Source organism: Spirosoma sp. 48-14 (assembly GCF_001898575.1).
Classification (GTDB): Bacteria; Bacteroidota; Bacteroidia; order Cytophagales; family Spirosomataceae; genus Spirosoma.
The window spans coordinates 1-14,329 of record NZ_MKUD01000004.1 but is presented as its reverse complement, the minus strand read 5'-3'; the positions used below and the strand labels follow the sequence as shown (position 1 = coordinate 14,329).

The window sequence follows — 14,329 nt, the reverse complement described above, 5'->3', positions numbered from 1 at the left end:
TTCGATATGATGGCCGTTCTCCGGCCCGATCAGCGCGATCAGGTAATCGCTCGTATGCGTCCTTATGAACGTTCGGCGGGTCGCGGACGAGGGTATGGGAATGGTTATGGCAATGGACCCTATGGGTATTGAGTATAGGAAGGGAGTGTTGAAAAAGCCGGTCAGCTTGACCGGCTTTTTTTGCTTAAAAGTAGTCTGTTAGACGTGTGTCTATCGCTGCTCCAGGCATTCATAACAGTCTATATCGACCCTAAACCGCTCATGCAACATTGGGTTGACAGATTTGTCTTTATTTTGTATTTTTCCCGGAAACTCATTTTGCAAAACTATATGTTTAACCATCAACAGATGAAACTAACGGGTATATTCGTGGCAGTGAGTGCGTCGATCGCGTTTGCTCAGCCATCACCCCCTCAACCTAAAATGTCGCAGAATCCATTTTTAGTACCGTACACAACCCCCCATCAGACGGCCCCATTCGACAAGATAACCAATGCCGACTACCTGCCAGCTATTAAAGAAGGCATGGTTGAAGGCCGTAAGGATGTAGCCGGAATTGTCAATAACCCCGCAAAGCCGACTTTTGAAAACACCATCGTTGCTCTCGAACGGTCGGGCGACCTGCTTAGTAAGGTAACATCGGTGCTGTTCAACCTAAATAGCGCCGAAACAACCCCTGAATTACAGAAAATCGTGAAAGAGGCATCCCCGATGCTGAGCGAATACCGGAACGATATTGCACTGAATGACAAGCTGTTTGCTCGGGTTAAGGCGGTGTATGATCAACGGGCTAGCCTAAAGCTCAATCCAGAAGCAGCCATGCTGCTTGAGAAAACCTACAAACGCTTTTCACGCAACGGGGCCAATCTGGACGAAAAAGGCAAAGAGCGGCTGCGGGCCATTGATAAGGAATTGTCGCAGTTGTCGCTGGAGTTTGGCGAGAATGTGCTGAACGAAACCAACGAGTACCTGATGCAGGTAACGGATGAGAAAGACCTTGCTGGATTACCCGATTATGTTCGGGAAGCGGCTAAAGCTACGGCTAAACAGAAAGGCAAAGAGGGCTGGGTATTTACCCTCCAGGCTCCCAGCTATGGGCCGTTTATGCAATATGCCGATAACCGGGAGTTGCGGAAAAAACTGTTCATTGCCTACAATAGCCGCAGTTTTCAGGGAAATAAAAATGACAACTCCGCCATTATCGCCAAAATTGTAAACCTTCGTTATGAGCGGGCTAACCTGCTGGGTTACAAAACCCACGCCGATTTCGTGCTGGAAGAAAGTATGGCCGGATCGACGGATAAAGTACAGAGCTTCCTGAATGAATTAGTGACCTATGCTCGCCCGGCCGCCGAGCGTCAGTTAGTCGAACTGACCACCTACGCCAAAGCCCATGGTTTCAGCGAGGATAAACTACAGGCCTGGGATAACAGCTACTACGCGGAGAAGTTGAAAAAAGAGAAATACGATCTCGACGACGAAACGCTGAAGCCTTATTTCAAACTGGAAAATGTGCTGAATGGGGCGTTTACCGTGGCCAATAAACTCTACGGGATAACTTTCAAGGAGCGTAAAGACATTCCGGTGTATAACCCCGAGGTAAAAACCTTCGATGTATTCGATAAAGACGGGAAGTTTCTGGCGGTGTTCTACGGAGATTATTTCCCTCGGCCGGGTAAGCGGAGTGGTGCCTGGATGAACGATGTGCAGGGGCAGAAAGTGGAGAATGGTGAAAACATCCGTCCGCATATTGTCAATGTTTGCAACTTCACCCGGCCGACCGAAACCAAGCCATCGCTGCTTACCTTCTATGAAGTGACTACCCTCTTTCATGAGTTTGGTCACGGGTTACACGGCATGCTGGCAAATGGCACCTACGAAAGCCTGAGTGGTACCAGCGTTCCCCGCGACTTCGTCGAACTGCCGTCGCAGGTAATGGAGAACTGGTGCTATGACCCTGAAGCGCTTAAACTCTTTGCGAAGCATTACCAAACAGGCGAAGTAATTCCTAATGAGCTGATCGAGAAAATCCGTGCCAGCCAGAACTTCCTGGCCGGACTGGCCAACCTGCGTCAGTTGCGGTTTGGTCTGGTCGATATGTATTACCACAGTCAGAAACCAACCGGCGAGAGCATTTCGCAGGTAGAAAACAAAATCGACTCGGTCGCTAATTTATTCCCTCATGTCGATGGGGTGGCCTTTAGCCCGGCATTCTCACATATTTTTGCGGGAGGCTATTCGGCGGGGTACTACAGCTACAAATGGAGTGAAGTGCTGGATGCCGATGCGTTTGAATTCTTTAAGGAAAAAGGTGGCTTGGACAATAAAGCCGCTGCCGATAGCTTTCGCAAAAACGTACTTGAAAAAGGTGGTAGCGAAAAACCAATGGAACTGTATAAAAAATTCCGGGGTCGTGAACCATCGCCTAAAGCAATGCTCCGGCGAAGCGGATTGATTCTTTAATTCATCGGGCGGCCTGAATGGGTCGCCCGTTTTTTTGCTACATGCTGGCAGACGGAAGCGTTACGGCAATAACTTCCTGCGTATCGGTATCGAACAGTAGCAGCCCTTCGTCCGTACTAGTGAGTTGACCGATCAGAACCCCTGCTGCATTCCAGACCGACGATTTGCCGGCACATTCTTCGCCATCGGCCTGACCAACTGCGTTGGCCATCAGTACAGGCATAGCATAGGTACGAGCAATCTCGGCTAATCGGGTCAGGGCTTTACCGATACCGTTCACGGATTTGACTACGCTGGCCATATAGAGGTTAGCTCCTCGGTTTGCTGCGTCCTGAGCATGTTGAGGAACAAATAGTTCATAGCAAATGGCCAGGGCAATCGCCTTGTTATCGACCGTAAAATCTGTAAAGGGTTGGCCAGCGACAAAAAAAGGTTCTTCGTCGGCATGTAAATACTGTTTGGAATACACCTGTCTGGCCGTATGGGGTTGAAAAATGATCAGACTTATGTGGATACCTGCCGGGGCTCTGGTTGGTAAACCAATACCTATGGTGATTGTGTGGGTGTTGCTGAGCCGTTGAAACACATCCAGTCGATGATCGTCGGGGGTTGTCGCTAGCTGATTGGCTAGTGTCGGCTCGTAACCGGTGATCGAAAGCTCAGGAAACAGGATAAGATCGCTGTTGTTCGAAGTGGCTACATTTATTAATGACAGATGGGCCTCGATCGTACGTGCTATTTCGCCGGTAAACGGCCTGGTCTGGGCTACACAAAGGCGCATAGGACTTGGCAGATCAAATGGTTGATAGTTTACACAATATTGAAAAGCAAAAAGCCGGATGTTGATCCGGCTTTCGCTTTTATTTCTCGACACCAACGGTAACCCGTTCCGATTTGTATTTGTACCAGTATTCAATCAGGTCCGCTATCAGCCCCGTCCAGCCGGTTTGGTGACTGGCGCCCAGGCCCATCCCATTATCGCCATTGAAGTACTCATAGAACAAGTACAGGCCCTGGAAATTCGGGTCATTTTGTAAAATTGTATCCGCGCCGTAGGCAGCAATCCGACCATTTTCGTCGCGCCGGAAAATGTTGATCAGACGTTCGGCTACGTGCATGGCGGCTTCTTTCAGGCTCATCACCTGCCCAGAATTGGTAGGGTATTCTACCTCGAAATCATCGCCATAATATTGGTAAAATTTCAGGAGCGAGTCGATCAGCGGAAAGTTGAGCGGAAACCAGATCGGGCCACGCCAGTTGGAGTTACCGCCAAACATGCTCATTTCCGACTCGGCCGCTACATAACGAACCTGGAAGATTTCGCTGTTCAATTCAAACTGGTAGGGCGTTTTTTCGTGGTGTTTTGATAAGGCCCGGATGCCATAGTCCGATAAAAACTCGGTTTCGTCGAACATCCGTTTCAGGATCATCTTCATCCGGTGGCCACGAAGCAGACTCAGCAGGTGCGTTTCGCCCTTACCCGGTTCGTGCCAGCGCGATACCAGCGAAGCCAGGTCTGGCCGGTTGGTCAGTACCCATTCAACCCGGCGTTTGAAGTCAGGGAGTTTGGAGAGCAGGGCTTCGTCCAGAATTTCGACGGCAAACAGAGGAATCAAGCCAACCATCGACCGTATTTTAAGTAACCGGGCGTTGTGGTCAGGCATGTGCAGCACATCGTAATAGAACTGATCTACTTCGTCCCAGAGGCTGATATTCTTGCCCCCCAGGTTATTCATGGCCGAGGCAATGTGCAGGAAATGCTCGAAGAATTTGCTGGCCATATCCTGATAGGTAGGCCGGGTCAGGGATATTTCACAGGCAATACGGAGCATATTGAGTGTGTACATGGCCATCCAGCCCGTACCATCCGCCTGCTCGATACGGCCTCCCATGGGCAGCGGCTGACTCCGGTCGAATACCCCAATGTTATCCAGCCCCAGGAAGCCACCGCCAAAGATATTATTACCGGATACATCCTTGCGATTGACCCACCAGGTAAAATTGAGCAGAAGCTTATGGAACACCCGTTCCAGGAAGTTGACATCGCCCACCCCGTTCATGTCGCGGTCGATCTCGTATACCTTCCAGGTTGCCCAGGCATGTACAGGCGGGTTTACATCACTGAAATTCCATTCGTAAGCCGGAATTTGCCCGTTTGGATGCATATAATATTCCCGCAGAATAACGGCTAGCTGCCGTTTGGCAAAGTGGGGGTCCAGTCGGGCCAGGGTCAGCGTGTGAAATGCCAGGTCCCAGGCCGCAAACCAGGGGTATTCCCACTTGTCGGGCATGGAGAGAATATTGGCCGTATACATATGCCGCCATGTTTCGTTGCGGGCATACACGCGCCCCTGAAACGGTACCGGCATTTTAGGGTCTCCTTTGAGCCACTCGTTGACGTTATAGTAGTAAAACTGCTTGTTCCAGAGCATACCCGCATAGGCCTGCCGCTGAATGGCCCGCAGTTCGGTATCCGCTACATTTTTCTGGAGTTCGGCGAAAAAAGCGTCGGCTTCTTCGAGTCGTTTGTTCCAGATTGTGTCGAAATCAGCGAAGGGCTGGGTATGGTGGGTCTGGTCGCTGAAGCGAAGACGAATCTGGATGCTTTCGCCAGCCGGAACTTTTCGGGTATACTGAGCCGATGCCTTGGTGCCGATCTGATTGGGATTGATAAACCCTTTCCGACCACCCGAAACGATGTAGTTGTTAATGCCGTCTTTCGGGTATTTCGATACATTAGGCCGGCCGTATAGTCGTTCGGTGTTCGTATCGTTATCGCAGAAAAGCAGCGCGTCGGCATCTTCGCAGTAGAGTTTGTATTTGCCCAACTGCTTATGGTTGACCTCAATCTGGTTGTTGGCGATGCCATTCAGCATGGGCCGGGTATTGTATTGTTCGTAGCCCCAGGCCCAGGTATTCCGAAACCAGATGGTGGGCAGCAGCGTCAACGGAGCCTCTTTGTCGGATCGGTTGTGAGCGGTTACGGTTACCAGCCAGTCGTTTTGATCGGCCTTGGCGTATTCGATAAAAATATCGAAGTACTCATTCTTATCGAATATCCCGGTATCGGTCAGCTCAAATTCGGGGGCCTGGCGGTCCCGACGCATGGTTTCGATGATGAGTCGGTTGTAGGGATACTCCTGCTGCGGGTATTTATACAGCATTTTCATGTACGAGTGGGTAGGCGTACTGTCCAGATAATAGTACAGTTCCTTCACATCTTCGCCATGATTCCCTTCCGGCCCGGTCAGGCCAAACATCCGTTCTTTCAGAATATTGTCTTTATGATTCCAGAAAGCCAGCGCAAAGCAAATGTGACCTTTGTTATCGGAAATACCGCCGATTCCTTCTTCGCCCCATCGGTAGGCTCGAGAGCGGGCCATATCGTGCGACACAAAATTCCAGGCATCGCCATACGGACTGTAATCTTCACGAACGGTACCCCAGGCACGTTCAGAAAGATAAGGCCCCCATTTTTTCCAGCCTTTGTTATCGGCTCGTTCGTAAATGCGTTCGCGTTCAGCAGTAGGCATAATAATGTCGTCAGAATGTTCACCCTTGTCGTGGGTTCCTTACGTCACGGTAGATATAAGCGTCAAATATAGTATGCGTGCCGAGTATAATGTAGAAAAATTTTGTACGTGGTGATCGGAATTTCAGAGATTCTGGCTTTATAAATCAAGTATATACAACGGAGTTGAGTCGAGGATATGGCCACAATCTGGTAACTAGATAGCCGGTCCAAATAAGTAAAATCAAGTTTTAGACTTAGAACAGGTTGGTGTTGTCACATACTCGAAGGTAAGTTATACCAATTCATGCAATTGGACAACTAAACACTTCATGAAGTTTGCCAGGCCTTCAGGGGCAGTAGAGGGGACTACCGGATTATCGGAAACGCTTGAAAGGCTTATACATCCTTCCTGCCGTATATTTGTTGTTCCCGAACACGAAAGAAATGAACGCTCAACCCAATAACCCATTGCACGGAAAAACGCTGGAAGCCATTCTGACCGAACTGGTAGACCATTATGGCTGGGAACGATTAGGCCGAAAGATCCGAATCAACTGCTTTATCAGTAACCCCAGCATTAAATCCAGCCTGACCTTTTTACGCAAAACGGACTGGGCCAGAAAACAGGTAGAGGAGCTTTATCTGCAACTGATTGGTCACTGATTTTAGCTATTCAGCCGTCAGTTTCAATATATCCTGTAGCAGGGCGTCGGTCATACTGGGCCGTTTGGCGTTGTCATCGACAATCTGTCCTTTTTTATTGATTAGGATATACCGGGGAATACTCTGTATACCAAAATATTGAACAGTCCGCGATTTCCAGCCGCCCGTCGAAAGCCCCTGTTCGCCCTGGAGCTGAAGCGTATTGAGGGCACGTTTCCAGATATCTTCGTTATCGTCGATCGATAGATAGAGGAAGACGATCTGCTCTTTCTGTTTTTGGGTTAGGCGTTCCTGAAGCTGTTTCGAGAAGGGAAATTCAGCCCGGCAGGGTCCGCACCAGCTTGCCCACACATCCAGATAAACGACTTTCCCTTTAAAATCGTCGAGTATAACGGGTTCGCCCGATTGATTGACGAAGGAGAACGTATTCGGGGCTATCGTCCGTTTTTTAGAGGCTGTTGCGACAGGTTCATCTTTTCGGGCCATTACCTCACCGCAACGGGCTTTTACAGCAGTGGCATACCCTGCCGCATTGGGCGTAGCGTTGAGCAGGTTGAAAACGTCCCTTACCGACGAAGGAGTGGCTTTTTCACAGTTTTCGACCAGCAACCGGGCCAGCGCGTACTGATAGGGCTTTCCGGTTAAGCGCTGGCGGGCAAACGATGCTTTATCGGGCAGGCTGGTCTGGATGTCGGCAGTTGTATATTTTACAAAATTCCGGGCTTTGGCATTAAAATAGGTGACGTAATAAAACAGAAAATTCTGGTACGAATCGGCTGGTAAGGCGGCTTCGTCGTTAACAGTAAGTGAAGCCAGTTCCTCAGTCATTACCGAAGGGAGTGCGTTCAGACTGGCCAGACTAGGCTGGGCATTTCCACGAATGATCGGATAAGCCAGCAGTAAATGCCAATAGTTCCAGCGAATACGGGCGTCAATAAATTTCCGGAACGCATCCGAAAACGTATTCTCCTTTGGATGTGATTTGTAGAATGCTAACTGCGCTTTGCGGGCATCGAACAGGCTCATTTCCCAAGCGTCGATTCCGGTGGCCTGTAGTTTCGCATACTGGCTGGGTGCATCATAGTCGGCTTTAAACTTGTTGGCAAACTCAGTCAGGAATTCTTTTTCGGCGGCACTCGTGAACAGGGTTTCCGGCTGGGGACCCTGATACAGCGATTGCGCCAGGCTAGAACGGAATCCCAGCAAAATAAGTACGAGTATAAAACGGTACAGGTTCATCAACTTCGGCACGATTAAAGGGAATAGAACACAGATTTTTTTGCTTGATTAAGATCTGTGTAAATCATGGCCATCATAAAAATCTGCGTTCTAATAAATCCAGGCAAACTTCATTCCAATATCAGTTTTTTACAGCTGCCAATACTCGTTTGATTAATTCATTTGGGTTGCCATTATGCCACCGCCAGACAATAACCATGTCGTGCTCCGGGTCGATCCAGATGGTATTGGAGCCAGCACCGATGGCTGCATAACTCGTAGCTGGAGCGTCGGGCCAGGCTTTTTTACCCGTTGAGCTAGTGCCCGTATTGAGCCACCACAGATACCCATAGTCGGGGCCATTGGGGCTGGGTGTAGTGGCCTGCCTGACCCAGTTTGAGGAAACGATCTGCCGATTGGCCCAGCGCCCCTGACGCAGGAACAGGTAGCCGAAACGCGCTTCGTCGCGGGTGTTGATCCAGAGACCACCCCCCCAGCGCGTACCACCGCTCACCGAAGGCATCGATTTTCCATCGACTTCGGCTACAGCGTTCGGGTAGGTGATGTATTGCCAGGTATCGGATGCGCCAATTGGATTCATGATTTCATCCCGGACAACCGCTGGAAGTGGCTTTTTCCATAACCGCAGCAGCGATAGCGCAAACCGATTGATCCGAACATCATTATACTCGTAGAAAGTGCCAGGCTTCTGTAGGGTTCGCGGTTTACGTTCGCCTTTGCCAAAGGCCTCTTTCCCGACAAAATCACTGTTCTTGCCCCACAGACTACCTTCCCACTCGCTGGTTTGGGTGAGGTGATTTTCCCAGGTGATCGTTTTGTTCTGCTCCGAATCATAGCCACCGTCGTGAATGAGTTTACCAACCGGGTCATGGATGTCTGGGATCATACCCCGTTCGATCGTAATTCCCGCTACTGTCGACAACAGGCTTTTAGCTACACTATAGGTTGGGTCCGGGTGTTGGGTATCTCCCCATTCGGCAACGATGTACCCATGCCGGAGAATAATGCCGTTGGTAGCTGCCCGACTGGCAGGCATAGGGCCTAGCAGTTTTCCAAAGATTTCCTCCTGCGTCGAAAAATTGGGTGTCATCTGGGTGGTTTCCATTGTTTTGGCAAACGCAACGGCCTGATCCAGCAGAGCTGCGTCCATACCGACTTTGTTGGGAGCACGATGTTCCCAATCGCCTTTGGGCGGGTAATAAACCGATTGGGTGGCTGGTGGGCGATGACAGGCTACCAGCACCGGAAGGATGAGCAGAAAGAGAGCTGTTTTTCGGAAGAGTGTATGGGGCATATCGGAAAATTGGCAGGTTATTGATGAACAGGTTGTTAATGAAATCGATCAGATCGAAAGAAGCATAGACCGTAAGGCCACTAAAGATAACGCGGAAACCTGAACAACGGCGCATTGGTTCGATTTAGCCCTTTAGCCAGCCCTTGGCGCAAAAAAAACGTCTTGCCGATTCAAAAAGCAGCAAGACGTTGAATGGAACGAAACCGTAATGGGTTAGCGTCGGGCCGGGCGAAGTACCGTAAACTGTTGTTGAAGCAGGTAATAACCGCCAAACAGAATCGTGTTGAAAAACAGATCGCCAAACACACCGTTCAAAAAGAAAGAACTACCCTCATAAAAAGCCAGTCCGGCTGCGTAGCAACCCATCAGGCCCGGCATCGTTTGGGGGTAGTATGAACTTCCGTACCAAACGGCAAAGTTGGTGATCAGAAAAAACAGGATCGACGAGGTAACAGAAGCAAGGGCAATGCGACTAACCGATGGCTTTTGGGAGCTTGTTCCTCGTCCGGCCCAAAGACCAAGCAGCCAGGTCAGCAGAAAGCAGGTGTAAACTGAACCCATGCTACCATGAAAGCCAATCAGCGCGTCGCTCAGGAGCATAGCCGCCAGGGGTATGGCCAGCCCCAGCCATTTCCGCTCGAACGTAGCAGCCCCAAAAAGGGCTACAGCGGCTACCGGCGTAAAATTAGGCCAGTGGGGTAGCAGGCGGAACAGGGCAGTAGTAAGAACAATGACCGAGAGGGTCGTTAGTCGAATCTGGAGCGGCTTCATTAGCGTGTAATCAGCGATTAAAAAACGAATTCGATACCCGGTTCATTGACAAAAGCGCCCAATGAAGTCGGGATGCCTGCAAAGGTAACGCCAAAATAGATACGATAAAGCACTGCTTCAAAGAACGGATGGGGCAAACGAAAGACGGCTGACAGCCGAACGGGATAAAAAACGTCAGGAAGTTCCGAAAACTGTACGGTTCATAATCAGGTTTATAAAGCATATACACAGCTAATCAGTCATGACAACCATACTGGTATCCGACATTAACTGGCACGATATGTTTGTGCCCAGTATGTCGATTTGGGAAGTAATCATTCGCGGAACGATCACCTACTGGTTCTGCTTTTTATACATTCGATTTTTTCGTCGTGGGGCTGGTCAATTGGGGATTAGTGACTTGCTACTGATTACGCTGATCTCGGATGCTGCCCAGAACGCCATGGCGGGAGAGTATACCTCCGTTACCGAAGGGTTTATCCTGGTCGGCACCCTCGTACTCTGGGATTATGCGATTAACTGGCTAGGGTATCGATCTATTTTCTTTGCCAAAATAGGGGAGCCGGACCCCGTTCTATTAGTCAGGGATGGAATTCTGTTGCGGCAGAATATGAAGAAAGAACTCATTACAGCCTCCGAACTGATGGGGATGCTGCGGGAGCAGGGCGTGGATCAACTCGACGACGTAAAGTCATGCTACATGGAAAGTAGTGGAAATATCAGTGTGATAAAACGGTAGACTTACCACTCATCAGCTTATATCGCCATATATCCTTGTTTAACGCCTTTTGTATGTATTTAGATATTTGTCTAAATGATTAATTAGATATTTGTCTAATAGTTTAATCGCCTGCTGATGAATACCCTTTTCAAAGCCTTAAATGACCCGACTCGCCGACAGATACTGGACCTGTTGCGCGAGGGCGACCTAAACGCCGGTGACATTGCCGAGCGATTCGATATGACGAAGCCCAGTATCTCGCACCACCTCGATTTGCTGCGGCAGGCCGGGCTGGTGGAAGCCACTAAGCAGGGGCAATTCGTAAACTACTCGCTGAATACGACAGTAATGGACGAGTTGCTGGCCTGGCTGCTCAGTTTTCAGAAAGCACCCGAGTCTGAGAAGACGCCCCTTAAAAACACGCACTAAATCGATTGTCAACCCCTGTCTTTTAACAGCATTATCAACCATGAAAACAACGTCCACGTCTACCGAACTGTTGATGGTCGGAACCTTGCTGGCTCCTTTCATCTATCTGGCCATAATCTGGAATCAGCTTCCGGCTCAGATCATTACCCATTACGATTTTGCTGGTAATCCCAATGATTCGATGCCGAAAGAGACGGCAGCGGTCGTGATGGCAGCTATATCGCTGGTTCTGTACCTTACGCTCCGTTTTCTACCCGGCATTGACCCTAAAGGGCATTTGCAATCCGCCAACTATGAAAAACTTCGGTTTGTGGTGGTGCTATCCTTTGCCACCATCGTTGGCTGGATGTGGTACACGGCCCAGCACAACGTAGCCCAGCAATCGGTTCTGATTCCCTTGTTTGCCATATTGGGCGTTATGCTGGCCGGTATCGGGAACTATATCACCACCGTAAAACCAAACTGGTTTGTGGGCATTCGTACCCCCTGGACACTCGATAGTGAGACGGTCTGGCGTAAAACACACCGCATGGGCGGTCGGCTGATGGTTGTGGGGGGACTACTGAGTGCGGTTTTGGCCCTGGTAATACCGATGCCTTATGGACTCTGGGTCGTTATGGGTATCATTTTGCTGGTCTCATTTATCCCCGTCGTGTATTCGTATATCTATTACCGTCAGGAGAAAAAGCATCAGTTGAACTAACGGTCAGACCTCGGCCCGTAGTCGGGCCGTTGCTTAGTCGGTTTTCCTTCATTTTTCAATCATCCTATTATGTACACGCACATGAGTCGGGTTTTCAGTAAAACTTATTGCCTGCTGGGCATTGCATTAAACGCCTTGGCGCAAACCGAAGAACCATTACAGTATAAAATTGGGGTGCCCGCCGGGGCCGATCTGACGCTTGAGGGTACGCTTACCTTGCCTGATCAGGCTAAAAAACCGTTTCCTGTTGTTTTGCTGATTGCAGGCTCGGGACCAACCGACCGAGATTGCAACAGTGGGTACGGATTAAAGTCAAATGCCTTTAAAATGCTGGCCGATAGTCTGGTAAAAAAAGGCATAGCTGTAGCCCGATACGATAAACGGGGCTCTGGCACGAACCTGAAAGCAGCAGTCACGGCCCTTAAGTCGGAAGAGCACCGATTCGATTTTTATGTCAGCGATGCCGTCGGGTTTATTCGGCAGCTACAGGCCGATAAACGCTTTTCAAACGTATTTGTAGCGGGGCATTCGGAAGGATCGCTGGTAGGAATGCTGGCGGCTGAGGAAACCAAAGCGGCCGGTTTTATATCCATAGCAGGGGCCGGGCGAAATATTGCCGAGGTGATGAAAGAACAGGGGCGAATGGGCGGTAATCCGAAGGATTTACAGGCTGAGGTCGATGGAGCACTGGATTCACTACGGGCCGGGCATACGATTCACCCGAAGCATCCCATCCTGAGAGCTCAGTTGTCGCCAAAATCACAACCTGGGCTGATTTCCTGGATGCAGTACGATCCAGCGCAGGTGCTGAAAGCATTTCGAGGGCCCGTGTTGATTATACAGGGAAAAAAAGATCTTCAGGTGGCTGTTACAGATGCTGAGCAGTTGAAAGCTGCCCGGCCCAACGCCCAGCTCATGTTGTTCGATCAGATGAACCATGTGCTGAAAGATGTTCCAGGAACGGATAAACTGGAAAATTTCAAAACCTACAGTGATCCTTCTTTACCCATTACGTCCGGTTTGGCAACGGTTATGGCCCAATTTATCAATCAGAAAAAGTAAAAGTATACGAATCGATTGGCGTTCAGGCTCCACACCAATGAATGGCCGTCAGTAACATGCGTGAGAATCAATGCTGAAACGAGCCTGTTAATTAGCCGAATAATGTTGTAGATACGTAATCAGACGTTCGAAGTGCATCTGCTCGTAGGGGTTCTGGGTCTGGTGAATTAGCAAGTGACGATAGTGATCGACCAGATCATCGAAATTTGGGTTGTGATTCAGGCGCGCAGCAATCAACCCCTTATAGCAGCGGTGGGTTTGATTATAGACGTACCGACAAGGCTCATCGAGGTACTCGTTCAGTAGCTGGTCAAGCATAGGCAGGGAAGCCGATGTAGCCAGAAAGTCGAACCCCTGTTTGCTGAAAAAATCCTCGATCTGCGCACACACCAGCGAAAGATCGGCCTCCGAATGGATCTTGTACCGCGCCTTCTGAAAACCAATTAATCGACTCATGGACAGAATGAGGGTATTGGCATCTGGCCGAAGGTCTGGCTGGCTATTCAAAAATTGCTGAGCAATTTGTTCAACCTGTTCGTGACGACAGCCAAAATTGACTTCCAGCGTGGTATCGTCCGGGTAAAAGACCGAGGTTAGAATAATATTCTGGAATCCATTACTGGTGACCCGGCGGAACTGCTTTTTATCGGTCAACAGGGTATAGGCATGGTCCGAAAAGAAGGGGGCCAGATGCTGGTAAAGGTTCGTTTCAAACGACGTAATTGTCATGGTTAACAGACAGGCTAAACGATTCGGGTAAAAGCCTAACCCGATAACGGATCAAACGGACTTTTGTTAGTAAAATTCGCCGAAAAATATGAATAAAAGCAATATATCTGATTGAGTGGGAAAGTCGAAAAGCCTGAGCCTGAGACATTCAGACTGTAGGGAAAACATGACAGATTAGATAGCGTAAATTGATAGAGGCTGCAACGAACTAACTGCCGATTTTATGGGTTACCTTTTACACGCCCACATGGGGCGTCAATTTGGGGACGACCGGAATTGACAGCTTGCTGAGGTCGCGTGTAAGCATGCCGGGAGTTGGCGGAATTTCCCGACCCGAACAAATCGTCAAAACAATAACTGGCGAGTATAACTACGCCATGGCTGCTTAATCCGGAGGATTAAACAATAGCCATTGTCTCCCCGGCCTACGTGCTGCCGGCTGGATCAGGAGGCATCGAAACGCAGCGCTGGCTCGGTTTATGGTGTTAACGGCCGAGTGAGAAACAAGCACCTACGGATGAGGTTTGGTTTGGTACACACCGGGCCGATTCCCGACAATCTTAAGGGTACCTAAGCATGTAGAAAGCGCGTCGGTTTCCTTGACTGGACGAGGGTTCAAATCCCTCCGTCTCCACTTTAAAAAGGCCTGCAATTCAATGAGTTACGGGCCTTTTTCTATGTGTAAATTTCAGTATGGCAAAATCGTGGATCAAGGCCAATACTTGTGGAGGGCGTTGTATT

General features: G+C 49.5%; 12 protein-coding genes and 1 other RNA gene. 7 read left to right on the top strand and 6 right to left on the bottom strand.

Going from position 1 to position 14,329, the window contains the following annotated elements:
• Positions 1–330: 330 nt before the first annotated feature.
• A complete protein-coding gene (locus BGO59_RS05360) occupies positions 331–2,463 on the top strand; it encodes a M3 family metallopeptidase (RefSeq protein ID WP_293681705.1) in 2,133 nt (710 codons plus the stop codon).
• Between the two features lie 37 nt (positions 2,464–2,500).
• On the opposite strand, the gene BGO59_RS05355 is transcribed toward BGO59_RS05360, so the two are convergent.
• Together BGO59_RS05355 and BGO59_RS05350 are read right to left on the bottom strand one after the other, a co-directional pair.
• Positions 2,501–3,244 carry a carbon-nitrogen hydrolase family protein gene (locus BGO59_RS05355; protein WP_293681702.1) on the bottom strand — a complete coding sequence of 248 codons (744 nt, stop codon included), beginning with the start codon at positions 3,242–3,244 and terminating at the stop codon, positions 2,501–2,503.
• Positions 3,245–3,323: 79 nt separating this feature from the next.
• Positions 3,324–5,996: a glucosidase gene (locus BGO59_RS05350; RefSeq protein ID WP_293681699.1), complete on the bottom strand. Its 2,673-nt coding sequence runs from the start codon at positions 5,994–5,996 to the stop codon at positions 3,324–3,326.
• Positions 5,997–6,421: 425 nt separating this feature from the next.
• Between BGO59_RS05350 and BGO59_RS05345 the strand changes: the two genes are divergently transcribed.
• Complete coding sequence (locus BGO59_RS05345; protein ID WP_293681696.1) at positions 6,422–6,640, top strand: VF530 family protein; 219 nt, start codon at positions 6,422–6,424, stop codon at positions 6,638–6,640.
• A gap of 6 nt (positions 6,641–6,646) precedes the next feature.
• Here BGO59_RS05345 and BGO59_RS05340 read toward each other — a convergent pair whose 3' ends face one another.
• The 3 genes from BGO59_RS05340 to BGO59_RS05330 all read right to left on the bottom strand — a co-directional run bounded on the left by BGO59_RS05340 (position 6,647) and on the right by BGO59_RS05330 (position 9,944).
• The gene (locus BGO59_RS05340) at positions 6,647–7,879 is read right to left on the bottom strand and encodes a TlpA disulfide reductase family protein (RefSeq protein ID WP_293681693.1); all 1,233 of its coding nucleotides are present in this window, start codon (positions 7,877–7,879) and stop codon (positions 6,647–6,649) included.
• 121 nt (positions 7,880–8,000) lie between these two features.
• Positions 8,001–9,173, bottom strand: a complete 1,173-nt coding sequence (locus tag BGO59_RS05335) for a serine hydrolase (RefSeq protein ID WP_293681690.1) — start codon at positions 9,171–9,173, stop codon at positions 8,001–8,003.
• Positions 9,174–9,386: 213 nt separating this feature from the next.
• Complete coding sequence (locus BGO59_RS05330; protein ID WP_293681687.1) at positions 9,387–9,944, bottom strand: DUF6580 family putative transport protein; 558 nt, start codon at positions 9,942–9,944, stop codon at positions 9,387–9,389.
• 241 nt (positions 9,945–10,185) lie between these two features.
• Here BGO59_RS05330 and BGO59_RS05325 point away from each other — a divergent pair, with 241 nt between their 5' ends.
• The 4 genes from BGO59_RS05325 to BGO59_RS05310 all read left to right on the top strand — a co-directional run bounded on the left by BGO59_RS05325 (position 10,186) and on the right by BGO59_RS05310 (position 12,859).
• Positions 10,186–10,683, top strand: a complete 498-nt coding sequence (locus BGO59_RS05325) for a DUF421 domain-containing protein (RefSeq protein ID WP_293681684.1) — start codon at positions 10,186–10,188, stop codon at positions 10,681–10,683.
• A 117-nt stretch (positions 10,684–10,800) separates the two neighbouring features.
• The gene (locus BGO59_RS05320; protein ID WP_293681681.1) at positions 10,801–11,094 is read left to right on the top strand and encodes an autorepressor SdpR family transcription factor; all 294 of its coding nucleotides are present in this window, start codon (positions 10,801–10,803) and stop codon (positions 11,092–11,094) included.
• A gap of 40 nt (positions 11,095–11,134) precedes the next feature.
• On the top strand, positions 11,135–11,797 hold the full coding sequence (locus BGO59_RS05315; protein ID WP_293681678.1) for an SdpI family protein: 663 nt from the start codon (positions 11,135–11,137) through the stop codon (positions 11,795–11,797).
• Positions 11,798–11,866: 69 nt separating this feature from the next.
• A complete protein-coding gene (locus BGO59_RS05310) occupies positions 11,867–12,859 on the top strand; it encodes an alpha/beta fold hydrolase (RefSeq protein ID WP_293681675.1) in 993 nt (330 codons plus the stop codon).
• An 87-nt stretch (positions 12,860–12,946) separates the two neighbouring features.
• Here BGO59_RS05310 and BGO59_RS05305 read toward each other — a convergent pair whose 3' ends face one another.
• Entirely contained in the window at positions 12,947–13,588 is a 642-nt protein-coding gene (locus BGO59_RS05305; protein WP_293681672.1) for a hypothetical protein, read from the bottom strand.
• Between the two features lie 262 nt (positions 13,589–13,850).
• Between BGO59_RS05305 and ssrA the strand changes: the two genes are divergently transcribed.
• Positions 13,851–14,225: a transfer-messenger RNA gene (gene ssrA / locus BGO59_RS05300) on the top strand.
• Positions 14,226–14,329 lie beyond the last annotated feature (104 nt).